Here is a 24,817-nt window from a genome sequence, read left to right as displayed (position 1 = left end):
GGATTGCCCGGTCCCGAGATAGATGAAATCTTTCGAGGGCGCGCTTATACGTCGTGCCGACGTGCTCTTTTGGATGTAGATGGATTGCCGTCATGGCGATCTACCATTTCTCGGCAAAGGTCATCTCGCGCGCAGCCGGTTCGAGCGCGCTGGCGTCGGCAGCGTATCGCTCGGCGTCGCGGCTGCACGATCAGCGGCTCGACCGGCACCACGACTTCTCGAACAAGGCGGGCGTCGTTCATTCCGAAGTGATGCTGCCCGACGGCGCGCCCGAGCATCTCTCCGACCGCGAGCGGCTCTGGAACGAGGTGGAGGTAGCCGAGCTGCGCAAGGACGCGCAGCTGGCACGCGAGATCGAGTTCGCGATTCCGCGCGAGATGACCGAGGAGCAGGGCGTCGAGCTGGCCCGCGACTTTGTCCGCGACGAGTTCGTCGATCGCGGCATGATCGTCGATCTCAATGTGCATTGGGATATCGGCGCCGACGGTCAGCCCAAGCCGCACGCGCATGTAATGCTGACGATGCGGGAGGTTGGCGAGGACGGGTTCGGCGGGAAGGTCCGCGACTGGAACCGCACAGATTTGCTGGAGAAATGGCGCGAGCGCTGGGCGGAACACGCCAATCAGCGGCTTGCCGAACTCGACATCGATGCGCGGATCGATCACCGCTCGCTTGAGGCACAGGGCATTGACCTGGAGCCGCAGCACAAGATCGGCCCGGCGGCGTTGCGCATGGCTGCCCAGGGGCTGGAGTCCGAGCGGCTCATTGAGCATTTCGAAATCGCTCGCGCCAATGGCGAGAAGATCATCGCCGAGCCGCGCATTGCGCTCGACGCGATCACCCAGCAGCAGGCGACATTCACCACGCGAGATCTTGCGCGGTTCGTCCACCGGCACAGCGAAGGCAAGGAGCAGTTTGATCAGGCGATGGGCGCGGTCCGCGCATCGCCGGACCTAGTGGCGCTGGGCAAGGGCGGGCGCGGCGAAGACCGCTTCACCAGCCGCGAGATGATCGAAACCGAGCAGCGGCTTGAGCGCGCTGCTCTCCGGCTCGCGGATCGCTCGGATCATAGTCTCCCAGCAGCAGCGATAGACAGAGCCATCGATGCCGCCGGGAGTAACGGCCTTATTCTCGGGGGGGAGCAGAAGGCCGCTCTCGACCACATAACCGGACCACGCGATCTCGCGATAGTCACGGGCTACGCCGGCACCGGCAAATCAGCCATGCTGAGCGTTGCGCGCGATGCGTGGAGTCGGGCCGGCTACGAGGTTCAGGGGCTCGCCTTGTCCGGCATCGCCGCCGAGAATCTCGAAAGCGGATCGGGGATCGCATCGCGCACCATCGCGTCGATCGAGCATCAATGGGAACAGGGTCGCGACCTGCTCACATCGAACCGTGTGCTGGTGATCGACGAGGCCGGGATGATCGGCTCGCGCCAGATGGAACGGGTCATCTCAGAGGCCGAGAAGCGCGGCGCGAAGCTCGTGATAGTGGGCGATCCCGAGCAGCTCCAGGCGATCGAGGCGGGCGCCGCGTTCCGCTCGGTTGCCGAACGGCATGGCAGCGTCGAGATTACCGAGGTTCGCCGCCAGCATGAAGACTGGCAGCGCGATGCCACGCGCCAACTCGCGACCGGCCGGACCGGTGAGGCGATCCAAGTCTATCACGAGCACGATGCCGTGCATGCCGCCGCGACGCGGGACGAGGCTCGCGATGCGCTGATCGATCGCTGGGACCGCGGCCGCATTGGCGATTCGGCCGCCTCGCGCATCATCCTCACGCACACGCGCGACGAGGTGCAGGCGCTCAATGGCGCCGCCCGCGATCGGCTGCGTCCCGGCGGGGCGCTTGGCGAGGATGTCACCATCGCTACCGAGCGCGGCGCGCGCGACTTTGCGTCCGGGGACCGCGTCATGTTCCTGAAGAACGAGCGCAGCCTCGGCGTGAAGAACGGAACGCTCGGGACCGTGGAGAGCACAAGTGCGGTGCGCATGGCGGTGCAGCTCGACGATGGCCGGTCGGTCGCGTTCGATATCAAGGATTACGGGCAGATCGACCACGGCTACGCCGCCACCATCCACAAGGCGCAGGGCATGACGGTTGACCGCACGCATGTGCTGGCGACGCCGGGCATGGACAGCCATTCCGCCTATGTCGCTCTGTCCCGGCATCGCGACAGCGTCGATCTCCATTACGGGCAGGACGACTTCGCGGATCAGGGCAGGCTCGTCCGCACGCTATCGCGCGACCGCGCTAAGGACATGGCGAGCGACTATGCCCGAGAGCCAGACCGCAAGTTTGCCGAGCGCCGCGGCATCACTTTCCGGGAGCGCGTCGCCGAGTTGGTCCGCCAGGTACCGGAGAAGGTGCGCGGCATGTTCGACGGACTGCGCCTGCCGGTCGAGCGCCCGGTTGAACCGGCGAGATCACCCGAGGACGAAGCACGCCAGGCGCGCAGGAATATCGTCCAGCGGCACGCCCGCGCGGTGGTCAGCATCTTCGATAGCTTCTACAAGGGGGACGCTGCCGATCCTGGTCAGGCGCAGGAAATCCGCGAGGCCCGCAAAGACCTTAACGCGCTACGTGAGCACGCCTCGCACGACCTCGAAGCCGCCTACAAGAAGGACCCGCCGCTCGCGAGCGAAGCCGCCGGCGGCAACTTCACTCGCGCGATGCGGGCGATGCAGCTTGAAGCTGAGATTCGCACCGATCCAGCGCGTCGCGCTGATCGCTTCGTGGAGCGCTGGCACAAGCTCAGCAGCATGGCGGATCGTGCCTATGTGACCGGCGACATCGCGGGCCGGAAATCAGCCCAGAACGAGATGGCGGGGCTGGCAAAGAGCCTGGAACGGGATCCGCAGCTGGAATCCCTACTCGCCGCGCGGAAGGTCGAGCTGGGCATTTCGATCGATACCGGGCGTAGGTTGGGGGCTGAGCTTGCCTTCAATCATGGCATCGATTTCGGACGTGGCCGGGGACTTGGCCGTTGACGCTGTTGCGGTCCGCTTCGCGCACCAGTTCCCGCGCTCCGTCAGCCGCAGGTAATCCTAATTGCTGCCGTTCGCTCAATTAAGCCGAGCGTTTTGCCCATGACAAAGTGTCCGCCTATAGATCTGCCGCCATCATCGCTGCGTAGTCATCGATCACGCCGACAATTCTGTCGAGAATTGAACGCATCGCGGTGAAGTCCACGTCTTTGCGGTTCTTTTTGATCACATGCTCAGCGAAGAGCGCCTTTCCGTATTCTTTTGTGATGTCGATGTTTTTTCCAAAGTTCAGAGACTTACCGCCGAGTTGCTCGTCCCGCCATTTCGAAGGAAGAAAATCCTCGATCATCGTTGGCGCATCCGCAGCGCCCAATGGCGTTGGCACGAGATAGAGGTTCTCACCTAGGTAGTAGAAAGGTTGCTTACCATCGCAGGCCTTCTTGGTGGTTGACTTCACACATTCGTAGATGCCCTTCGCGCCGCTATCGTTATCAATCAGAAGGATCACGGGGAAACGTTCGGCGTGGGGAGCGGAAAACGACTTCAGATTCTTGCGGTAATCGTTGATCAGGCCATTAAAGTGACCTGATCCGCCAGCGATACCGAGCAGGCGCTTTGTGTGGTCTGAATAGTTGAACAGCCGTACCTTGAGTTCAACCCCATTTTCCTTCTCCACGGCCACTTTGCATAGTCGGCGACGAAGGCCTGAACCGCACATCGGACGTAGATATTGTCCGTCTTCCCTTCGCAAAGAATGACCGGCATCTGCGACGCATAGAAATGGTGGTACAGAAGGAAGCTTCTGTACAGCCGTTCGGCACCAGAACGCTTGTGATCGCGACCAATCGTCTGCTTGTGGCGCTTAACGCTATCGATGAAACTGAGCGTACCTTCGAGCTGGTCAAGGGTACCATCCAACTCCTCGATGGCGAACGTGCCGTCCTCTTTCCGCAGGAGGTGCTTCGTCTGGTATTTCCCTGTCTTGAAGAGGCGATCGCACTTGGCTCGCGCGTCGCGATAATATTCGGAGCGGATGTTGACCTTCTCGTTCACCACCAGACCGGTCACATCCTGACGGGACTGGCGCAGTTGCATCCTAGTCTTTTTTGGGTTGAGTGCGAACCCGGAACGCTGGATCGCTTTAATCAATGCGGGCCCCGCAGCCCAACCGCCCGCGCCATCATTGATCGCTATCTCAGGCGCGAATGTGCGGCTGTTGGTCGAGAACGTCAGGTCATCAGCGTAGCGCGTGTAGTAGAGCCCAAATCGGCGCGAAAGCTTGGCAAGGCGCACGTCGAGGATATGGGCGATAAGGTTGGACACGACGGGTGAGGTTGGTGCGCCTTGTGGCAAGCTGTTGTCGTCGCACACGATATGCGCGAGCACGGTAGCGGCCCGTTCATGCAGTGCGAAGTGCTTGTTCGTCATTAAGAAGCCGCGCACGCGACCGAAGTTGATGGTCCCGAAGAAATCGGCGAGATCGACGTTGAAGACGAAGCGGCGGCTGCGATGCTGATAGGCATTGGTGATAATCGAATGCCCCCGGCGAAAGCCGTGAGAAAGCTTCTCGGTCTGAGATCGCGCTTCGTTGATGTCGGCGATGCAGTCCTGAAGCAACTCGGCAAGTCGGGCTTGCACGGCTTTCAGTTTCGGTTCGGGCGCCTTGATAACCCGCATCCCGCCACGCGATTTCGGAATCTCGAAAACGCTGTATTTGGCTGGTTGCTTATAGATTACCCATGCGAAGGGTTTCGGTTGAAATCCCAGCAGCAGCGCGACATCGGAAAGCGACGTCGCCAGCTTGAGTTCGTCGATCCGTTTCACAATCCCCGCCCGTAGGTCCGTTGGCTCGCGGACACTCCTTCGCAGTCGAAAGACCCATAGGGATTGCCCGAATGGACCGCAGGAGCAATTCTCCCGCACATTCTTTTCACGTGTCGCGAAGCGCGACAAAAAATCTGTCCGCGAGCCTAATCGGAGACTTAATCTCGATGCGGCGGATGGCAACCGGAAATTCCGATCCGGCCGGCGGTAGCGGCGACGCCGATCCACAGCCTAGCAGCCAAGTGAGTGCGCTGGAGCAGCTACATGAAGAGGCGATACGGATAGACGTTTCGAGGCAGATCCGGGACGTTCGCAATCGTGCGAGCTAGTTTTTGCGAATAGCGGATGCTGACCGGCACGGGGTCGTAAAGCGCGTCGTTGTTCCAATCCATTTTAGTGAGCGCCAACGCCTCATGGGCTGTCAGCTCGAGCGGCCCGCTACCGGCGTGGCGGATCAGCTGCAGCGGCCTCGGGATGCTCTTTTTACCCTGATAGTAATCGCCCTTGGTCGAGACCTCGGGAGCATTGCCCGCCACCCACACCAGGGCAGAATTGCCTGTGCGGACAACCATCGTGCCGCGCGGGACGGGGAAGCCCGACGGCCGCGACGGCGGTTTTTCCACGCCTGACTTTATGAGCCAGACCCCCCGCCAGCACGACGCCGAACTCACCTCGACGCACTCTATTTCCGGAACGCCGGCAAGCGCGTCGAATGCGCCCTCTATTTCGCCCTCCTTAAAAGCCGTCGTCTTGTGAATGACCATGCGCTTCGGCAGGTTGCCACCGTTGCGCCCTTGATAGAGTTCCAGGCTGCGGGCGAGCACCGCGCGCATGTCGTCGCGGCTGAGAAAGGGGTTCCTGCGGGCTTCGGCGACATCGGCCACCGGGTCCCGCGCCTCGAACGCGACGAACTGCATACCTCCGCCGTCCATGTCGAAAACCTGCGAACAGCAAGTTACATAATGCGCGTCTTGCTGATCGCCGCGCAGGGCATAGGCCAACCCGATATAGGCGGTATCGGTCGGCACGCCCTTCAGCGGCGCCAGCTTCCATGGCGTGCCTGCAGCCTTCACATACAATGCGGTCGAGAGACGCCACGCAAGCGACGCCTTGTAGCTGAAGGTGAAGACGCGGTCGTTCAGGACCTGGGTTGGAATGTTATACTTGGCGCCCAGGGCCTTCAGCACGTCATGCGCGTCGAAGAATTTTCCGCGTGTCGCGGTGTCCCAGTTGTCGGGAAAATGGACGAGCACGACATCGAATTCATTGCGCACTGCGTCGAGGCGCCGAAGCGCGGCATCCATGGCAAGGTAGAGGCGGTGCTGCGCGTCGCCATCGCCCGGTAGTTGGTCGAGGCGGTCCGGCCACTTGATGTGCGCACTCGCGGGCGCGGCCTCGAGTGCCACGCGGAACAGGCGCTCGAAACCAGGATATTCCGGCACATATTCCGATCGGTCGGAAGGCCTATGCACGTTGCGCAACAGCTTCATCAGGTCACCGCGACGATGGAAGGCACTCTCCGGGCCGACCGTTGCGATGCGCACACGAGAGGTATAGCCGCTGAAGGAGCCCATCGAATATGGACCGTAATTCACCAGCCCCCGTAGCGGGTGCACATCGACTTGGGTCGCGTCGGATGGCGAAAAGGACAGGTCCGGCTCGTCCAGGAGCGTGAATGGCGGCAGCTCGCTAAGGGCTGGGTTCGCCATCATTTGCTCCTGTCGAAGTAGGCATGGTGATGCGACGGGCGGCTATACCCTGTGACGGGCGACACCTTGAACACGGCATCGAGACCGGCGCCCTCCTCAAGACCGAAGGCGCTCCGAGTGGAGCCTCCAGCTTCGGTTAGAAGCTGGGCCCAGGCTCCAATAATGCTCGCCCAATTTTTGTTATAACGCGGAGCCCAGCGTTCGCGCCGCCAATCACCGGCGGGATCACCTCGGCGCTCGGCCTGCATACCCATTTCAGCTGGGGCCTGGTCGGCGACCAAATCCTCGGCGCCTTGTGGTCGGGGGGGCTCGTGTCGCGGTAGCTGGACGAAGGTGTAGGGCTCGAAGCCGCACCACCATCTCCCGTCGACCTGTTCGAGCTTGATGTGGACACCCTCCTGAAAGGGGAAGCCAAGGTTGGGCACCGCGCCGAAGAGATTGGTCCCATAAGCTTCACGCATCCGAGAGAGGGTCTGTTGCTGGCGCCGCGTTCGCTCAGGATCATCGCCTTCGCGCGGTGCGGCGACGACGAGCGAATGACCTGAACGCCTGTAGCGCGGAATGAGCGGGCGCTGTCGGGCCAGAGACCGCACGAGCGTATCATAGAGCAAGCCCATGGCCCAGCTGTCGGCGGCCGGGTCGAGATCGATCGTTCCAGCGAGCGATGGGCCGAGCGGAGCCAAGGCGTCCAGGATTTCTTGGTCCCGCCCGAACACCGCCAGCTCCCGCCCCAGCGCGGCTGCCGTCGCTCGATAGCCCTTCGCCTTGAAGATCTCGCGCACTTCTGCCGACGTGGTCGATTGGTTCAGCCTGATGCGCCTCGCCGCTGTCGGCATCGATTGGAGCAGTATCGCCGAATAGCGCAGCACCGGAAATGCCCGGGCTTTGGCATTCAGAATTTGAACGGGTACGAGGCGTGGCGTAGGTCGCCCAGCCATCACGTTTTCGTAGAGCGCCCGCGGCAGATCCGTTGTCTTTATAATCTCGGCGACCAGCTCGTCGAACGTCGTGCATTCGACAACCGAAACATCGACTCCAGCCGCCTTCGCGCGATCCAGGAATTCGGCGACGGCGGGAAGCAGGCGGCTCGCTGATGCGGCAACCCAGTAGAGTCCGTTCGGGAACGGAGATGGCGCAGCTAGGACGTCATTCAGCGCCTCTAGGATCGAGGCATCGCGCCCGCTATAACCTACGACCAGCATTCCGAACCGCTTGCCGGCCTCGACCAGCACGTGCCGCATACGGGCATCCTGCTGCTCCAGCTCCGATCCGGTATTCTTAATCGCGATCGACTGATAATCCCCATGGAGCTTTGCAATTAACGGCCAGTCGGATTCATCGAGGCAACGCATGGCGCGATCGGCGGAATCGATCGCCGCCACCGTGGGCCGTTTCTGATCGGCGGCGGGCAGGATTGCGTTCGCGGCAAGCGCGGCATCTTCTGCAAGCGGGTCGAAATTGGTCGTGAAAACGCAGTCGACATTGCCCGCAGCCATCAGGCTCGCAAGCACCTTGTGCCCGAAGCATGGCGTGCCCTTTGCGATCGCATCCGCGATATATTGTCGACGGTGGCGGGGCTCGGGATAGACCGCCTCAAAGGCGGCGGCATATTCCGTGGGATCTCCGTCCGGCGGAAGCAGCGAGGTTCGGCGAAAGAAATCATCGATCCGCTCGATCCAGATGGAGTCCGCGGTATCGATTTCCCGCTTGGAAAGGTTCGTCTCACGGCAGAAGATTTGGGCCTTGAAGTCGCGGATCATAGCATAGCCGGTGGGAATCCCGGATGCGGCCGACGCGCCGGCGCCGAGAAACCATGCCACCAGATTTGGTCGTAGGGCGAAGGCTGTCGCAAACTGAGCGGCGGACATGGTTCGGACGGAACTGATGGGGCTCTCCTTCGACGATGCTCGGATTACAGGATACTCCAGGACTTCCAGATTCAATCAAAGTATATCGAGCGAATTGCGCTCCTCTGCGGCCTTAAAATCCATGATTAGTATGGCAGGCGAGATCAGCGGTAAATCGGCCCATACATGCCCGAATTGACCATCGCCTCGTAGATCTTCTTCATGGCCAACGCGGTGTCTTGGGTGACGAACAGCGACGATCGCGAGCCATGAGGCGAACCCAAAAGGTACGAGCGCATATTCTCCCACGTTTCCCCAACCTCAGACCACCGCCAAGCCGGCACTTCCTTCTCCAACATAAGCGGCACGGCGAGAGATTTCGGTATGGTGAAACCCTCCTCGAGGTCGGCCATCCACTCGCACTTTACGAGGATCGGCGTCGTTCCGGTCGAATAGAAGGGTGCGTCAATCGCCTCGGCGGTCACGTAAATGTCCTTGGGCCCGATAATGTCGTTCGCCGAGCGCATCACTTCTTCACCGTCCCCGTACGGACAGGTGACGAAGCCATGAGCGAAATAAACCGTGTGATCGAGGCCGCGGTATCCGCAGCGTTCGCTGGGGGTAGTGACCTGATCGCTCGCTTTTAGGGATTTTGCGACGAGGGGATGCCAACTTGGGTAGCCTCCCACCGCCGGCCCACATGTGGCGACGATTTCCGCCAAAGCATGCTCTGCCTGTTGCCTTTGGTCTGCCGTCAGGCCGCGCGGTACGAGATACCGTTTGACTCGCTCCAGGCCGACCTCGGCCGCTTCATCCGCTCGAAATGCCACCTGAACCCCTCACAAGTCAAATCGTAGCACACGGTTAACGTTTCACGCATGAGACTGCAATATCGTGCGTGGTATACGAAACTCGCGCGTGAGGGGCATGCGAAGTAGTCGGTCCGGGCACGGCCGATGAGCAGAAAGGGCCGGGTTTTTCTGTTTTTGTTCTTTTTCGTGGGAAGCGGTTGGCGGCCGCGCGTGCCACCCCTAGTGTTTCATCATGAACCGAGGTCTGCTCAACGAGCTTCGAAACAGTCTTGCCGACGTGATTGCGCGCGAGAAAGCGTACAACGTCCCCGCGCTCTGCGCGCGCCTCGGGCTGGAGCCGGGCGACGAATCGGAGGCGATGCGCAGCAAGTTCCGCTACGCCAGCGCACGGATGGCGTCGGTAGCGGGCGACCGCCTCGTCGCGATTGCGAAGCTATTGCTTGAGGAGGAGAACGACTTTGGCCTGGCCGAGCTGGTCGCGAAGGCGTCCGAGGCGGGCACGCCCGCGATCACAGAGCTAACGCGCCGACGGCTGCTCGCAGAGTTCGACAGCGAGTCGCTTTGCACCGAATATGACGAGATCGAGTTTCTCGAGACGATCTGGCCGATCGCCGCGATGCCCGGCAACCAGAATAATGTCAGCTTCGACGACATTGGCTTTCGCTCGCTGAAGGACGACATCTTCCAGCACATGCGTCGCAACGACGACTGGACCAATCGCGAGCTGCTCGAGCGGCTTGGGCTGATGACGGCGTCGCGCGCTCTGCTGTTTCGCTTCCTCGAGGCCAGCGTTCATCCGACCGCGATCGACGACGGTATACAGAAGGCCCGGGTCGAGCGGATCAATGCGCATCTCCAGCATGACGGCTACCGCCTCGCCCGCACGGGCAGCATTTCGGGCAGCGCTGTCTTCACGATCGCCGCGCACGCTGTTGGCTCGCCCGCCGATGCGGCGATCTCCTCGGCGCTCCAACGCTTCGATCCCGACCTAATTCATGGCCGCTGGAGCGCCGCGCTGGATCGACGCGCGCACGATCCGGCGGGGGCCATTACGCTCGCGCGCACCTTGCTTGAGGATGTCTGCCGCTGGCTGCTCGACGAACTCGGCGAGTCGGCGTCGGATCAGGACGACCTTCCCGCACTTTACCGCAAGCTCGCCAAGGCGCTTAAGCTCGCCCCAGACGATCATAGTGAGCAGGTGTTCAAGCAGATCCTCGGCAGCTGCCAGTCGGTGGTGGAATCGCTAGGCGCGCTGCGCAACAAGCTCGGCGACGCGCATGGTGGCGGTCGCAAGCGCGCCAAGCCCGCCGCGCGTCATGCCGAGTTGGCGGTCAACCTCTCTGGCTCGATGGCGACCTTCCTAGTCGCAACCTGGGACGCGCGGTCGACCGCGTCCGGCGCGGGGTCGGCTTCGGCTGGATAGCCGCACAACGTGAAGGCCTCGGGCGGACACCTGTACAGTAGCCTCAACGCCTCATGGGATACCCGGGTCAAATCGCAAGTTACGAGCGGCGGCTAGGGCACCGGCTATCGAATTTAGAAATTCGATCCTTCGATGAATGCCAGCGTTCGTTGCGACAGCTGATAGAACCGCAACGCATCCTCAGGCGTAGTCTGTGCACCATGTGCCGCCTGGTTTCGCATGGAGCGCATTTCCGCCAGCATCTTGTGGATGCCGACTGGCAAAACGCCACTCTGAACAAGCTGGTCGCCTATCCTACTTGGACGCGCGGGGCTATCGACTAAACCGTGATGCTTTCCTAGCTTCCTGATCTCGTTCTCTACCTCGGACCAGGTATCGAGGATCGCAGCGTTCGGCGAAATTGCGAGCAACTCGTGAAATCGTCCGCTCGGTGCTGCTGCTACAGCGGGCGTGTCCTGGCCATCCGTCGCATGGGCGAGCGCCTCGGCCTCGGTTTCGACCTTGTCCAACTTCTCGGTGAAATCGACTGCGGCCTCGCCCCACTTTAAGGTTTTGACTTTCGCAACAAGCGAACCGATCTGCTTGTGAAAGACCAGCGCAATTATGACTGCAGCAAGAGGCCACGCGAGTGAGTCAACCAGCGAGGCGATGAAATCCAACACGCCCATGCCTGTGACAGCCACTTTCTCTTTCATGGTGCTCGCCCCCAGACCAACAAAGTATCAGATTGCATCGGTCTGACAACAAGTCAGCGCATTCAAATTGCTTTATGGATAACTGTGCTGTCGCCTCGCACTCCTAACATTGTCAGGGCCAGAGCGCGCCCGTTAGACTTGAGCGAAGTTGCCTGTGAGCACCTTTGCCCCATCTCGCAGGAAGTCGAGATGATCCGACCAGTGTTGCATCATGCGAACCCGCTCATCCCAATATTCGCCGCGGGTATAGGCGCGCCGGACGGCATTAGCGTCGCAGTGCGCCAATTGGCGCTCGATCGCGTCAGCGTGCCACAAGCCCATCTCGTTAAGCAGGGTTGCAGCCATTGCGCGGAAGCCATGGCCGGTCATCTTGTCCTGCGAGTAGCCGAGGCGGCGTAGCGCCGCGTTGATGGTGTTCTCCGACATCGGTCGGTCAACCGAGGTCCGTGACGGGAACAAGTATTGGCTGTACTCTGCATCGTGCTCGATGGAGCGGACGATCGCGAGAGCCTGGGTCGAAAGCGGCACGCTGTGAGCGCGCCGCATTTTCGTCTTGTGAGGCGGTATCGTCCAGACAGCCTTCTCGAGATCGAAATCGGCCCATTCAGCGAAGCGAAGTTCTCCAGGGCGAACAAATACGTGCGGAAGCAGCCTCAGGGCAGCGTGTACCTCTGAACTCCCCTCGAACGCTTCGATAGTGCGAAGCAGCTCGCCGGCCTCCGTAGCGGTCGTAACGGCCGCGCGGTGGACGGGCTTGGGAACGATCAGGGCGCCGCGCAGGTCGGATGCGACATCACGATCAGCACGCGCCGTGGCGATGGCGTACCGGAAGATCTGCGAACTGGTGCTGCGGAGCCGCTTTGCGGTCTCGTAGCGGCCTTTGCCCTCCATCTTGCGCAACATCAGCAGCAGCTCTTGTGCCGAGATCGAGGCGACGGGGCGCTTGCCGATTGAGGCATTGATGAAGGTGAGCAGCCAGCGCAGCTTTTTCATCGTGACTGCCGAGCGGCCTTCCTTCTCGACCTTTAGCAGCCATTCGTCGGCCACGGCCTTGAAACTGTTCGAGGCCGCGACCGTGGCAGCGATCCGGTCGAGCTTCATGCGTTCAGCCGGGTCTTCGCCGCGAGCGAGCACTTTGCGCGCTGCGTCGCACTCGGCTCGCGCGTCGGCGAGGCCGGTGTCCGGCCAGACGCCGAACGCCAGCGTCTTCTGCTTGCCGAGATAGCGGTAATTCATGCGCCAGTAGCGACCGCCGGTCGGCGTCACGAGCAGGTATAGCCCGTCTCGGTCGCTCAGCTTGTATGCCGTGTCCCGATTCTCTGCGGCTTTGATCGCCACAGCCGACAACGCCATGATGGTACCTCCATCCGAGCGATCAGCGAGCTGCCATCAGAAATACCATCAGATTGCTGGTATGGAGTGGTATTCTGCCGATCCGATTGGGAAGCTTGTACCACAAAAATCCGCAGAAAACAGCCATTTACGGCACATTCTGGGATGCCTTGGGAAGGCATTTTGGTGACCCCTACGAGAATCGAACTCGTGTTTTCGCCGTGAGAGGGCGACGTCCTAACCGCTAGACGAAGGGGCCAAGCGCGGTGGAAGGCGGGCACTTAAGGGCACCCGCCTTGGCCGTCAAGCGCTCACAGTCGCATCGTCATTTCCGCCGTCACCGATCGCTGCGGGAAGGGGTGGAACAGGAAGTATTTGTCGTTGGTGAGGTTATCGACACCGACGGCGAAGCTGTAATGCTCGTTCACGCGAAAGTGCGCGCGCGCGTCGATCACGAGGTATTTGTAGAAGCCTTGCCAAGTGTTCCCGACCACGTCGCTATTGTCGAGGCTGCCCCAGTTCCGGCTGGCATAGCGCGCTGCCGCGGTAAGCGAGACGGCGTCGTCCGGCCGCCAGGTCGCCACCGCGCTGGCTTTCCAGCGGGGGACGCTCGGCAGCATCTTGCCCACCGCTGCGGGGAAAGCCGCGTCCTCGCGCGTTTCGGCATCGGTGTAGGTCACACTGCCCGCGAGATCGAAACGCGGCACCACGTCGCGGCGATCGAGCGCGAATTCCAAGCCCCGTGCGCGGGTGCGCCCGACATTCTGGACATAATTGTAGAGCGTCGCCGATCCCGGCACGAGCGGGGCGGACTGCGAGATCAGCGCATCCTCGACGCTTTCGTTGAACAGCGACAGCCGCACTGAGCCGTGGCGATCGGCATGCTCTATCGCCAGCTCCTCGGACACCGCCTGTTCGGGCCGGAGCGTCGGATCGGGTACGCTCATCGTCGGGCCGGTGGTCACCGCCTGATAGAGCTCCCCGACCGTCGGAAAGCGATAGGCCTTGCCCGCGGAGAGCCGCACCGACCAATTCTCGGCGGGCGTCCACGCGACCGTCGCCTTGGGCGAGAAGCCCTGCGCGTGGCGCTCGGGCTGGGTCACCGCCAGCGCCGGGCTCAGCGAATAATTATACCCGTCAAACGACCGCCACCATTCATAGCGCCCGCCCAAAGTGAGCGTGACCGGCCCCACATCGATCGCGTCCTGCGCCCAGAGCGCGAAGGTTTCGGTCTTGCCGCGCGACACCAGGTTCAGCTGCGCTTCGGCACCCTGGATCCAGTCGGTGGTGGTGTAGCGGTTGCTCGACAAAGTGAAGCGATCCCAATGGCCGCCGGCGCTGATCGATTGGGTGCCGGTCCGCCAGTTCGCCTTGGCATCGAGCGTGCGCCAGCCCGTACCGTCGAGCCGGACGATCTGCCCGGCGCCGCCGGCATTGGCAGCGGGCAGGGCGCCGCTCGGCGTGCGCTGCACGTCGCGGTCGAAATCGTAGAGCGATCCGATGACTTCCCAGTCCAACCCATTCGTATCGCCGCGCGCCGAAAGCGTGTGCGACCAATGCCGCGAGTCCCTGGTGTAGACGCCACCCGAAAAGGCGCTCGCGGCGATGTTGTAGGGATAGCCGCCGATGTTGAGCGAACCCGAATAGACCGGCCCGGCGCTGTTCGAGAGATAGGTCTCCGCCACGGCGTTGGTATCATCGAGGAAAAGCCCGCCGACATAGGTGACGCGGATCTCGCCGGTCACATCGAGCGCGGCCTTGAGTTTGAGCACATCCTGATGCTGCGTCTCGATCCCCGACGCGCCCAGAACCCGGATCGGCGTGCCGGTGCGGTTCAGCGCGTCATAGCCGCCGTCGGTGAGACTGCCGCCGGCGCCGGTCGCCGCCGGGCGATTGGTGGTGACGAAGCTCAGCGGCTGGCCCTTGCTTGCGGTATGCGTCGCGGCGGCAAACAATGAGAGCGGCCCGAAGCGGTCGCCCAGCGTTCCAGCGAACTGGTAGGTCGGGTACAGCGCCTTGGTGCCGTATTGGTCGTAATCCTGGAGGTTGGTCAGTGCGCTCAGCGTGCCCTCCAGCTTGTCGGGCAGTCGTGTCGTGATGTTGACCACTGCGCCGATCGAGTTGCCGGCATAGGCCGCCGAGAAGGGTCCGTAGAGGATGTCGATCCGCTCGATCTCCTCGGGCGCCACCAGGCCCCAGCGCGGGCTCGCACTGGTATTGTTGTTGCCGATCAGCGACGAGAGCAGCGCCCCGTCGGCATAGATCAGGCTGCGCGCGCTCGACCCGAGCCCCGAGGTGCGCGTCGCGAGCGGTGCCTGGGTGTCGCCGATATGGCGCTTCCGCACGACCAGGCTCGGCAGATATTTGATCGTGTCCTCGACATTGACCGCGTTGGTCGTCGTATCGATCCGCTCGGCATCGATCCGCGCGCTGGTGGAGGGGGAATTCTCGATCGTCGCGCGGCTGCGCTCGCCGGTGACGACGATCGCCGGCTTGCGGCTGCCGTCCTGATCCTCGTCCTCATTGGGCGCGGCGTAAGCGGGAAGCGCCAGCAGGGTGGCGAGTGCGAGAAGCGAAACGCGCGGCAGAAACCTGCGGCGTGGCAATGGCAAAGACATGGGTGCTCCGACTGAAAACGGGAAGATTCCGGTTCAGGCGTGGAGCGGTGGTCCTGTGGCGAAGGGAGGCGGGGCAACGAGGCCGCGGCCGGGGAAAGGAAGCAGGGCAGGGTGTGTCACCACCGCCTCGCGCGCCAAGGGGGCGAGCAGCGGGGCGGGATCGGCGTGGGCTATCGGATGCGCGGCTGCCGCAAAGGCGCAGGGCTGATCGGACGAGGGCTTGTGCTTGGGCGTTTCCTTCGCGCCGATGGCGTTGGCGATCAGCGCCTTGGCTTCGGCCGGCGCCGCATCGCCCATCCCGCTGCACCAGGCAAGCGTGACGCCCCGTGCCTGCGCATGCGCCTGCGGCATCCAGCCGGCTGGAACCGCGATCCGGAACAGCAATGCGCACGCGACGAGGAGCAGCGCAACGCGCCGCCATCCTCCGTTTCGCATGCTGGCAGTCCCGATCATCGCGCAGCCTTTCGTCCAGCCAGAAGCCGCTGGCAAGTGCGGATTCAACCGGTGACGGGCAGTCGCAAGGCGCCGTCGGGCTCGTAGTGCAGCTCGCTATAGGCAAGCACCGCGTCGAGCGGCAGCGCGCCATAGATGTGCGGGAAGAGCTGGCCGCCGCGCGACGGCTCCCATTTCACCGCATCGCCCAGCACCTCGAGATCGACCGCCGCCAACCAGAGATTCTTCTGGCCGGCGAAATGCCTGTCGAGCGTCTCGCCCAGCTGATCAGCGGTCGAGAGGTGGATATAGCCGTCCGCCAGATCGATGGGCGCGCCCGCGAACACGCCGTCAGTTTCCAGCGCCGTCATCTGATCGGCGGTGAGCACCTTAAAGGCGGTGTTCGGGGTGTCGCTCACTGGCCGTCCTCCGGCCCCTCCGCCAGATCCTCATTGGTATCGGCATCGGGCGTAGGCGCATCAACGGTCGGGCCGTCCGCCAGGTTCACTTCGGCCTCGTCTTCGGTCTCTTCGATCCGTGCCGCCGAGACGACATGCTCGTCGTCGGCGACGTCGAACAGCTTCACGCCCGCCGAGCCGCGACCGATCACGCGGGTGTCGCCCACGTTCATGCGGATCAGCTTGGCCTGGTCGGTGACGAGCATCAGCTGCTCGCCATTATGCGCCGGGAAGCTCGCGACGACGGGGCCATTGCGCTTGAGGTTGTCGATATTGGTGATGCCCTGGCCACCGCGATTGGTGCGGCGATATTCATATGCCGACGAGCGCTTGCCATAACCATTGGCGCAGACGGTGAGGATGAACTCCTCGGCCCCGGCGAATTCGGCCATGCGCGCATCGTCGAGCTTCTGTTCAGGCTCAGGCTGCCCCTCGCGCCGCTCCTTCCACGGCGCGGCGCGCAGATAATCCTCGCGCTCCTCCGTGGTCGCGGCAAAACCGCGCAGCACCGACAGCGAGATCACTTCGTCGTCGCCGTTGAGCGAGATGCCGCGCACGCCGGTCGAATTGCGGCTCTGGAACTCGCGGACATCGGTGGACGCGAAGCGGATCGCCCGGCCGCCGCGCGTCGCGAGCAGCACGTCGTCGCTCTCGTCGAGCAAAGCCACGCCGATCAGCCGGTCGTCGGCATCCTCGCCTTCGAACTTCATCGCGATCTTGCCGTTCGAGGGGACGTTGGTGAACGCGTCCATCGAGTTGCGGCGGACGCTGCCCTTGGCGGTGGCGAACATGACGTGGAGCGCGCCCCATTCGGTCTCGTCCTCCGGCAGGGGGAGCACGGTCGAGATCGTCTCGCCCGTCGCCAGCGGCAACAGGTTGATCATCGGACGACCGCGCGTCGCCGGCCCGCCCTCGGGCAGGCGCCACACCTTCATCCGATAGACCTTGCCCGCGGTCGAGAAGAATAGGACCGGCGTATGCGTGCTCGTCACGAACAGGTGCGTGACGACGTCCTCGTCCTTGGTCGCCATGCCGGCACGGCCCTTGCCGCCGCGGCGCTGGGCCCTGAAAGTCTCGAGAGGCGTGCGCTTGATATAGCCTTCCATGGTCACGGTGACGACCATGTCCTCGCGCTCGATCAGGTCCTCGTCCTCGATCCCGTCGGCGGCGGCGGCGATCTCGGTGCGACGCGGAGTCGTATAGGTATCGCGGACCAGTACCAGCTCGCCGCGCAGCACTTCGTACAGCTTGGCGCGGTTGCCGAGAATCTCGAGCAGTTCGGCGATCGATTCGGCGAGCTTGGCGAGCTCGTCGCCGATCTCGTCGCGGCCGAGCGCGGTAAGGCGGTGCAGGCGCAGGTCGAGGATCGCACGGACCTGGACGTCGCTCATGCGATAGACGTCGCCGGTCACTTCCACTTCGACCGCTTCGACCAGCCGGATATAGGACGCGATCTCGGCGATCGGCCATTCGCGCATCAGCAGTGCTTCGCGCGCCGCGGTCGGGCTGGACGAGCCGCGGATGATCTTGACGACTTCATCCAGGTTGGTGACCGCGATCACCAGGCCGAGCAAGATGTGCGCACGGTCGCGCGCCTTGGCGAGTTCGAACTTCGAGCGCCGGGTGATCACCTCCTCGCGGAAGCGGACGAACGCCTCGATGATGTCCCGCAGGTTGAGCAGTTCGGGCCGCCCGCCACGAATCGCGAGGATATTGGCCGGGAAGCTCGATTGCGCCGGCGTGTTGCGCCAGAGCTGGTTGAGCACGACTTCCGGAGTCGCGTCGCGCTTCAGGTCGATGACGATGCGGACGCCCTCGCGCGACGATTCGTCGCGGATGTCGCTGATCCCCTCGATCCGCTTTTCCTTCGCGGCTTCGGCGATCTTCTCGACCAGCGCGTTCTTGCCCTGCTGGTAGGGGATCTCGGTCAGCACGATCGAGCGGCGCTCGCCGCGCTGCTCGGTAATGTAGCGCGAGCGGACCATGATCGAGCCGCGGCCGGTCTGATATGCCGATCGGCAGCCGCTGCGGCCCAGGATCGTCGCGCCCGTCGGGAAATCCGGACCGGGCACGATCTCCATCAGCTCCTCGAGCGTGACCGCGCCATTGTCGATATAGGCCAGGCAGGCGTTGATGACCTCGCCCAGATTGTGCGGCGGAATGTTGGTCGCCATGCCGACCGCGATGCCGCCGGCGCCGTTGACCAGCAGGTTGGGGAAGCGGGCAGGGAGGACCGTCGGCTCGCTTTCGGAGCCGTCATAATTGTCCTGGAAGTCGACCGTGTCCTTGTCGATATCGTCGAGCAGCGCCGAGGCGACACGGGCGAGCCGCGCCTCGGTGTAGCGCATCGCCGCGGGCGGATCGGGATCCATGGAACCGAAGTTCCCCTGGCCATCGATCAGCGGCACCCGCATCGCCCAATCCTGGGCCATGCGCGCCATCGCGTCATAGATCGAGCTGTCGCCGTGCGGATGGTATTTACCCATCACGTCACCGACGAGGCGGGCCGATTTGCGATAGGCGCGTCCGGCGACATAGCCGCCTTCCTGCGCGGCATAGAGAATGCGGCGATGGACCGGCTTCAGGCCGTCGCGAACGTCGGGCAGCGCACGCGCCACGATCACGCTCATCGCGTAATCGAGGTACGAGGTCTTCATCTCGTCGACGATCGAGATCGGAGTAATGTCAGAGGGGTCGGCGAGGACAGTCTCGTCGGTCAAGTTATGATGCTTTCGGGTTTTGTGACGTTAAGAAGGCTCTAGCGGGGCAGAGGCTTTCTGCCAACCCCGCGCGCCCGCGCGTACGCGTACGCGCGCGAGGGTCTAAGGTCTCTCAAAAGGGCGCTGCGCCGCATGCGCGCGCCACGCTCTCGGCATTGCCCAGCGCAAGCGATGCCTTGAGTTGGTTGCCCATCGCCACGGCGAATCCGGTGTCCGACGCGATTCCATGTGCTTTGAGCGCTTCATCGGTCAGCCGGTCCGAAACCGGGGCGAGCGCGGTCTCGATCTTGTCGAGCGGTCCGGCGTCGCCGCTGTCCTCCTCGAGTTGGCTTGCCGCGCCCTTGAGCAGCGCCAGCACGCCGAAGCACATCACGTCTCGGTCGAACGGGTCGCTGGGGAGTTTGACGGTGCCGATGCGCCTTGCCAGCGGGAATCGCCGATCGCATTCCGGCATCATCGCCTTGGCGAAATCGGGAGTCTGGCTGCCGGCGGTGGCCTGGTCGGTGAGTTCGCCCACGCGATCAAGGAACGCTTTGGTGCCGGGATCGGCCTTGGCCGCCTGCATCACGAAATGGCTCACCTGCGAGGTGATTCGCATTGGACTCGCGGAGGCGTCGGCGATCGCGACCGACATCGCGCAGGTCAGCGCCGCCTTTGATGGATCGGTATCGAGCGAGGCGGTTTGCGCCAACAAGGCGAGCATGATCAGCACTATTTCCTCCCCAATCCGGTTCCGGACCCTAATCGGCAATCGCGGACAAATGCCAGCAAGGATCGATCGCGATGGATCGCCTGCATTCAATCCGCGTTCATCTATCGATTGGCAACGGCATCACTGGTGCGCTTGAATGGCGCGGGGCACGCAATTAGAGGAGCCGGGACCCCTTCTGCCCGTTCCCCCACGAGGAGAGTTCTACATGACGTTCGTATCCAAGCTTGCGCTGGCCACTGTGCTGACGCTGGGCACCACTGCCTTGGGTGCGGTGCCAGCCGCAGCGCAGAAGGCCGACAAGAAGGCTGACAAGAAGGCGGACAAGAACGCGCTCAACATCAGCGAGGAGTTCCGCAAGCCTGCAGCCCTGGCGCAAACCGCGGTCGAGGCGAAGGACTGGGCAACCGCCGAGCCGAATATCGTTGCCGCGGAAACCGTCGCCAAGAATGACGACGAACGCTATTTCGCGGCGTGGCTGCGCTTCCGCATGGATGCGACGCGCAACAACGAGGCGGGCCAGCTCAAGGCACTGACGATTCTCGTCGTCAACCCGAAGACTCCGCCGACGGACATGGCGGTCTACCAAGGCCAGTACAACTTCCTGCTCGGTCAGCAGGCTGCTTCACAGAAGAAATATGCCGAGGCGATTCCGCTGCTCCTGAAGGCGCGTGAGGTCGGCTCGAAGCAGCCCGACATCGAGATCCTGCTCGCCAACGCCTATGCGGCGACGAACAAGCCGGCGGAAGCGGTGGCTGAGGTGAGCCGGGCGATCAACGCCAACAAGGCGGCCGGCAGCAAGGCGCCCGAGGCGTGGTACCGCTTTGCGATCCCGCGCGTCTATGCGACCGGGGATCGTGCCGCTACCGCCGAGTGGCTCTCGCGCCTGCTGACCGATTATCCGACCGTGCAGAACTGGCGCTGGGGCATCCTGATCTTCCGCGAGGGTGCTGATCGCGCGGGCACGCGCTTCAACGGCACGCAGAGGATCGACCTGTACCGCCTGATGCGCGGTACCAAGGCGCTTGCGGATCTCAACGACTATCTCGAATATACGACCCTGGTCGCGCAGGCCGGCCTTCCCTGGGAAGCCGTGGCGGTGGTCACCGAAGGGCGCTCCACCGGCAAGGCTCCGGCAGGCAATGCCGATCTCGACCGGCTCTATACCGCGGCACAGGCCCGCGTGAAGGCGGAAGGCTCGCTCGACACGCTCGCGAAGCAGGCAGCCACTGCCAAGGACGGCAGCACGGCTTCGCAGACTGCCGATGCCTATTTCGCGTCGGCCAACTACGCCAAGGCACTCGAGCTCTACGACCTCGCGATCCAGAAGGGCGGCGTGAACGCCGACGAAGTGAACCTGCATCGCGGCGAGACGCTCTACTATCTCGGCCGCAAGGACGAGGCGCGCACCGCGTTCGGCCTGGTCAAGGCACCCGGCGCCGCGGATATCGCGCTGCTTTGGACGACCGCGCTGAATCTGCCGCCGCTCGCCTGAGCCGCGCAACGCGAAACCGGAAAGGGGCGGCCTCGTGCCGCCCCTTTTCACATTTCGGGGACAGGAACGCCCGGCAGCGCCTTTGACGTGCGGATCGTCAGCGACGTCTTCACATGCTCGACATTGGGCGCGGTGGTGAGCTTGGTGGTCAGGATCGTCTGGAAGCTCTGCAGATCGGGTGCGACGATCTTCAGGATGAAGTCGATCTCGCCGTTCAGCATATGGCATTCGCGCACTTCGGGGATCTCGGAGACGAGTTGCTCGAAGGCGCGCAGGTCAATATCGGCCTGGCTCTTGAGGCTGACCATCGCGAAGACGGTGAGGTTATACCCCAATGCCACCGGATCCAGGGACGCGTGATAGCCGCTGATCGCGCCTTCCTGCTCCAGCGCCCGAACCCGGCGGAGACATGGCGGCGCCGTCAACCCCACGCGTTCCGCGAGTTCGACATTGGTCATCCGGCCATTATCTTGCAGCAAACCGAGGATTCGCACGTCGATATCGTCGAATCGCATTATGATCCTCGCTCCTGCCTTGGATTCGTTCCTGAGAATGCCCGCTAGCATAATTATATTACGCTGCAACGCAATTGTCCCACATTGCGACGTGCCGAAATGGGCTGTTTCTGATGCCCGTAGCGGCGGTTAATGAATCGTTACGGTCCTCTTCATGGGGCCGGCGAACGGTGGGCCAAGCATTGCGTTTCGACGATACCCTGGAGACGGTGCTCGCTGCCGATCTGAATACGCCCTACGGGGCGCATTCGGCGTGGCGGCAGCTTGTCGACCTGATCGGCCGTCGCCGTGTGGCCGCCGATGCCAGGGCGATGGCGACGCTGCGCGCGATTCGTGCCCAGGTTCCCGCGCAGATCCGCGCCGCCAGTGCCCGCGCGCTCGAATTCGCCAATCCGCCGGCGCCGCTGGTGCGCCTGTTCGCACTCGACGATATCGCGATCGGATTGCCCGTGCTGCGCACCGCCCGGCTGGCTTCGGCCGAATGGGTGCAGCTGCTGCCCGAACTGGCGCCCGCCGCGCGTGCCGTGCTCCGAAACCGCCGGGATCTCGGTCCGGTCGTCAAGCGTGCGCTCGAAAGCTTCGGGCCGATCGATTTCGTGCTTTCCGATGAGAGCGATCCATCGGCACATATCGTTGTCGGGGTGGACCTTACGGCCGCAACGTCCGAAACGGCCGAGGATTATTCCTTCATCGCACTCGTCGGCGGCGGCCAGGCGCCCGCCAAGACCGGCCAGGACGAAATTGCGACCGGTCCGGTCCAAAGCGGGACAGTCGATGCCCCGGCGCCCACCGAAATCATTGCGCAACCCGAACAATCGGCGCAGCTTCCGAGCATGGATCAGGGCGATTTGACGGGGGTCTACGCGCCTGGGGAGGCGCTAGATCTGCCAGAACTCGATGCGGCGACTAGCGGCAACGTCTCCGGCGATGCCGAGGGCCCGTTCGAGATCGCCGAAGTGGTGGCACGGATCGACGCTTTCTGGCGCGATCGCGAGGAAACCGGGCCGCGCCCGTTCCGCGCGCCCCTCCGCGCCGAGGATTTCCGCTTCGAGACCGACGCGAAGGGCATCATTCGCTGGGTTGCCGGCGTCAGCCGCGCGCCGATCGTCGGCCTTTCGCTCGATTTCCAGGGCACGGGGGACGGCAGCAGCGTCGACGGCATCGCGTCGGGCGCTTTCCGCCGCCGCGCCAGCTTCAGCACGGCGCGGATGACGATCGACGGCGACTCGGAGGCGAGCGGCGACTGGCTGATCTCCGCGGTCCCCGTGTTTGATCCAGCTAATGGGCGCTTTACCGGCTATCGCGGCACCGCCCGGCGCCCGCGCGTCGACGAACGCGCCGAGCCGGTCCGGGCGCCCGGGCCGATGCCCGCCGATTCGCTGCGCCAGCTCGTCCATGAGCTGCGCACGCCGACCAATGCGATCGCCGGTTTTGCCGAGATGATCGAGACCCAGATGCTGGGTCCCGTCGCCGATCCCTATCGCGATCGCGCCCATGTCATCCGCAGCCAGGCCCGCGAGCTGCTCGGTGCGATCGACGATCTCGATCTCGCCGCGCGGATCGACAGCGCCGCGCTCGCGTTGGTCCCCAGCCAGGTCCATCTGCGCCCGCTGATCTCGGGCATCGCCGACGATCTCTCCCAGCTCGCCGAGCTGCGTGGCTCGATCATCTCGCTGCCGGTCGACGATCTGATCGTCGATGGCGATCGCCGCGCGGTCGAACGGCTGCTCGCGCGGCTGCTGGCGACTCTGGTCTCGGCGAGCGGCGCGGGCGAGCGGATCGGCGTCCAGCTCGCGCTCGAGAATGACGCCAAGGTCGCGATCACGATCGATCGCCCGGCTGCGCTGGCCGATTATCCCGGCGATTCGGTGCTCGGCATCGACGACGAGCGCGAGGATGCGACCTTGCTCGGCACCGGCTTCGCGCTCCGCCTCGCGCGCAATCTCGCCCGCGAACTCGGCGGTTCACTGGTAATCGCACCCGAGAGCTTGACTTTGCGGCTCCCGGCATCCGTAAACGGCCAGGTGGGACAGGCGCATCTGAGCTGATCGTGGGGCGCACACCCCCGCAAGACCAGGGGCAGGGGTATCGCGCGCCGGCACCGGCGCCCGATGCGCTGCTCGCCTGGCCCCAAGTCTTTGGCACGCGTTTCGCTGTATTTGTCGATACCGAAGAAGAATTCGACTGGGCCGCGCCATTCGACCGCGAGGCGGGTGGCACACAGGCCATCGCTGCGATGCCGGCCGCGCATGCGCGCTTTGCGGATCACGGCGTTCCGCTCACCTATCTTGTCGACTATCCGGTCGCATCGACGCCCAAGGCGGCCGAGATCCTGCGGCGCCTGATCGAGGATGGCCGTTCGGCGGTGGGCACCCAGCTCCATCCCTGGGTCAATCCACCGTTCGAGGAAGAAGTCGGCGATCTCAACAGCTTTTCCGGAAATCTTTCGCCCGAGCTTGAACGTGCGAAGCTCGCGTTGCTGACCGATACGATCGCCGCGAACTTCGGCGCGCGCCCGATCGTCTATCGCGCCGGCCGCTACGGGATCGGTCCCAACACGCTCGGACTGCTCGCCGATCTCGGCTACCGCGCCGACAGCTCGATGCGCGTGGCCTATGACTATTCGGGCGAGGGCGGTCCCGATTTCTCGCGGATCGGCAACCATGCCTTCCGGACGGGGCCGGACGGGTCGATGCTCGAACTCCCGCTCACGACCGTTTTCACCGGCATGGCCAGGGCTGCCGGTGTCAGCCTCTATCGCCGCCTCGGACGGTTCCCGCACGGCCGCGGCATCGCATCCAGGCTCGGCCTGCTCTCGCGCGTAGCGCTCACCCCCGAAGACATGCCGATCAAGGAGGCGCTGGAAGCGGTCCGCGTGGCGGTGGGCGAGGGGGTGCAGCTGCTCAACTTCAGCTTCCACTCGCCTTCGGTCGAGCCCGGGCACACGCCCTATGTGCGCGACCAGGCCGATCTGGCGGCATTCCATCACTGGTGGGATCGGATGTTCAGGCTTCTGGCCAGGCTGGACGTCGCACCGGCTTCGCTGGGCGAGATAATCGCCGCCGCCGACGCGGCTTGCGGCGCGGCCCAACCTTCCGCTAGTGCCGAGAATGCTGGGGGCCTGTAGCTCAACGGTTAGAGCTGGCCGCTCATAACGGCTAGGTTGCGGGTTCGAGTCCTGCCGGGCCCACCAGCGCCTTTTCATCCATCGAGCGGGCAACGAAAAAGGGGCGGCCCGCGG

General features: G+C 63.6%; 18 protein-coding genes and 2 tRNA genes. 6 read left to right on the top strand and 14 right to left on the bottom strand.

Annotated elements, in window-relative coordinates; all coding sequences use genetic code 11:
• Positions 1-92: 92 nt before the first annotated feature.
• Complete coding sequence (gene traA / locus IAG41_RS05455) at positions 93-2,990, top strand: Ti-type conjugative transfer relaxase TraA (RefSeq protein WP_187727508.1); 2,898 nt, start codon at positions 93-95, stop codon at positions 2,988-2,990.
• A 115-nt stretch (positions 2,991-3,105) separates the two neighbouring features.
• Here the strand turns inward: traA and IAG41_RS05450 are convergent, their stop codons facing one another.
• From IAG41_RS05450 to IAG41_RS05430, 5 genes are all read right to left on the bottom strand, one after another.
• The gene (locus IAG41_RS05450) at positions 3,106-3,495 is read right to left on the bottom strand and encodes a hypothetical protein (protein WP_187727507.1); all 390 of its coding nucleotides are present in this window, start codon (positions 3,493-3,495) and stop codon (positions 3,106-3,108) included.
• A gap of 59 nt (positions 3,496-3,554) precedes the next feature.
• Entirely contained in the window at positions 3,555-4,811 is a 1,257-nt protein-coding gene (locus IAG41_RS05445) for a retron Ec67 family RNA-directed DNA polymerase/endonuclease (RefSeq protein ID WP_187727506.1), read from the bottom strand.
• A 260-nt stretch (positions 4,812-5,071) separates the two neighbouring features.
• On the bottom strand, positions 5,072-6,520 hold the full coding sequence (locus IAG41_RS05440) for an argonaute/piwi family protein (protein WP_187727505.1): 1,449 nt from the start codon (positions 6,518-6,520) through the stop codon (positions 5,072-5,074).
• Positions 6,520-8,340, bottom strand: coding sequence for an SIR2 family protein (locus IAG41_RS05435; protein WP_222950471.1), 1,821 nt, complete (start codon positions 8,338-8,340; stop codon positions 6,520-6,522). Before IAG41_RS05435 ends, IAG41_RS05440 begins: the two co-directional genes overlap by 1 nt.
• Before the next feature lie 191 nt (positions 8,341-8,531).
• A complete protein-coding gene (locus IAG41_RS05430) occupies positions 8,532-9,197 on the bottom strand; it encodes a hypothetical protein (RefSeq protein WP_187727504.1) in 666 nt (221 codons plus the stop codon).
• Between the two features lie 214 nt (positions 9,198-9,411).
• Between IAG41_RS05430 and IAG41_RS05425 the strand changes: the two genes are divergently transcribed.
• Positions 9,412-10,602, top strand: a complete 1,191-nt coding sequence (locus IAG41_RS05425) for an abortive infection family protein (protein ID WP_187727503.1) — start codon at positions 9,412-9,414, stop codon at positions 10,600-10,602.
• Positions 10,603-10,715: 113 nt separating this feature from the next.
• On the opposite strand, the gene IAG41_RS05420 is transcribed toward IAG41_RS05425, so the two are convergent.
• From IAG41_RS05420 to IAG41_RS05385, 8 genes are all read right to left on the bottom strand, one after another.
• A complete protein-coding gene (locus tag IAG41_RS05420) occupies positions 10,716-11,297 on the bottom strand; it encodes a hypothetical protein (protein ID WP_187727502.1) in 582 nt (193 codons plus the stop codon).
• Between the two features lie 132 nt (positions 11,298-11,429).
• Positions 11,430-12,650 carry a tyrosine-type recombinase/integrase gene (locus tag IAG41_RS05415; RefSeq protein WP_187727501.1) on the bottom strand — a complete coding sequence of 407 codons (1,221 nt, stop codon included), beginning with the start codon at positions 12,648-12,650 and terminating at the stop codon, positions 11,430-11,432.
• 163 nt (positions 12,651-12,813) lie between these two features.
• Positions 12,814-12,888 (bottom strand) — tRNA-Glu (locus IAG41_RS05410).
• Positions 12,889-12,940: 52 nt separating this feature from the next.
• A complete protein-coding gene (locus tag IAG41_RS05405; protein ID WP_187727500.1) occupies positions 12,941-15,247 on the bottom strand; it encodes a TonB-dependent receptor in 2,307 nt (768 codons plus the stop codon).
• A 33-nt stretch (positions 15,248-15,280) separates the two neighbouring features.
• Positions 15,281-15,682, bottom strand: coding sequence for a hypothetical protein (locus tag IAG41_RS05400; RefSeq protein ID WP_187727499.1), 402 nt, complete (start codon positions 15,680-15,682; stop codon positions 15,281-15,283).
• Between the two features lie 62 nt (positions 15,683-15,744).
• Positions 15,745-16,098, bottom strand: coding sequence for a DUF952 domain-containing protein (locus IAG41_RS05395; RefSeq protein WP_187727498.1), 354 nt, complete (start codon positions 16,096-16,098; stop codon positions 15,745-15,747).
• Complete coding sequence (gyrA, locus tag IAG41_RS05390) at positions 16,095-18,857, bottom strand: DNA gyrase subunit A (RefSeq protein ID WP_187727497.1); 2,763 nt, start codon at positions 18,855-18,857, stop codon at positions 16,095-16,097. The genes IAG41_RS05395 and gyrA overlap by 4 nt, the downstream gene beginning before the upstream one ends.
• Before the next feature lie 112 nt (positions 18,858-18,969).
• A complete protein-coding gene (locus IAG41_RS05385) occupies positions 18,970-19,569 on the bottom strand; it encodes a hypothetical protein (protein ID WP_187727496.1) in 600 nt (199 codons plus the stop codon).
• Positions 19,570-19,774: 205 nt separating this feature from the next.
• On the opposite strand from IAG41_RS05385, the gene IAG41_RS05380 reads away from it, so the two are divergent.
• Positions 19,775-21,061 (top strand): tetratricopeptide repeat protein, encoded by a 1,287-nt coding sequence (locus tag IAG41_RS05380; protein ID WP_187727495.1) that lies wholly within the window; start codon positions 19,775-19,777, stop codon positions 21,059-21,061.
• Positions 21,062-21,108: 47 nt separating this feature from the next.
• Here IAG41_RS05380 and IAG41_RS05375 read toward each other — a convergent pair whose 3' ends face one another.
• Positions 21,109-21,576: an Lrp/AsnC family transcriptional regulator gene (locus IAG41_RS05375; protein ID WP_187727494.1), complete on the bottom strand. Its 468-nt coding sequence runs from the start codon at positions 21,574-21,576 to the stop codon at positions 21,109-21,111.
• A gap of 170 nt (positions 21,577-21,746) precedes the next feature.
• Here IAG41_RS05375 and IAG41_RS05370 point away from each other — a divergent pair, with 170 nt between their 5' ends.
• From IAG41_RS05370 to IAG41_RS05360, 3 genes are all read left to right on the top strand, one after another.
• Positions 21,747-23,624, top strand: a complete 1,878-nt coding sequence (locus tag IAG41_RS05370; RefSeq protein WP_316251084.1) for a HAMP domain-containing sensor histidine kinase — start codon at positions 21,747-21,749, stop codon at positions 23,622-23,624.
• Positions 23,625-23,626: 2 nt separating this feature from the next.
• The gene (locus IAG41_RS05365) at positions 23,627-24,703 is read left to right on the top strand and encodes a polysaccharide deacetylase family protein (protein WP_316251083.1); all 1,077 of its coding nucleotides are present in this window, start codon (positions 23,627-23,629) and stop codon (positions 24,701-24,703) included.
• A tRNA-Ile gene (locus IAG41_RS05360) sits at positions 24,694-24,769 on the top strand. The genes IAG41_RS05365 and IAG41_RS05360 overlap by 10 nt, the downstream gene beginning before the upstream one ends.
• Positions 24,770-24,817 lie beyond the last annotated feature (48 nt).

This window comes from Sphingomonas sp. JC676 (genome assembly GCF_014489075.1).
GTDB lineage: Bacteria > Pseudomonadota > Alphaproteobacteria > Sphingomonadales > Sphingomonadaceae > Sphingomonas.
This window is presented reverse-complemented; position numbering and strand designations above follow the sequence as displayed.

Coding starts and splice junctions, on each gene's coding strand:
- IAG41_RS05405 (WP_187727500.1), bottom strand. CDS start 15,247: ATGTCTTTGCCATTGCCACGCCGCAGGTTTCTGCCGCGCGTTTCGCTT.
- IAG41_RS05375 (WP_187727494.1), bottom strand. CDS start 21,576: ATGCGATTCGACGATATCGACGTGCGAATCCTCGGTTTGCTGCAAGAT.
- traA (WP_187727508.1), top strand. CDS start 93: ATGGCGATCTACCATTTCTCGGCAAAGGTCATCTCGCGCGCAGCCGGT.
- IAG41_RS05420 (WP_187727502.1), bottom strand. CDS start 11,297: ATGAAAGAGAAAGTGGCTGTCACAGGCATGGGCGTGTTGGATTTCATC.
- IAG41_RS05415 (WP_187727501.1), bottom strand. CDS start 12,650: ATGGCGTTGTCGGCTGTGGCGATCAAAGCCGCAGAGAATCGGGACACG.
- IAG41_RS05380 (WP_187727495.1), top strand. CDS start 19,775: ATGACGTTCGTATCCAAGCTTGCGCTGGCCACTGTGCTGACGCTGGGC.
- IAG41_RS05425 (WP_187727503.1), top strand. CDS start 9,412: ATGAACCGAGGTCTGCTCAACGAGCTTCGAAACAGTCTTGCCGACGTG.
- IAG41_RS05400 (WP_187727499.1), bottom strand. CDS start 15,682: ATGCGAAACGGAGGATGGCGGCGCGTTGCGCTGCTCCTCGTCGCGTGC.
- IAG41_RS05440 (WP_187727505.1), bottom strand. CDS start 6,520: ATGGCGAACCCAGCCCTTAGCGAGCTGCCGCCATTCACGCTCCTGGAC.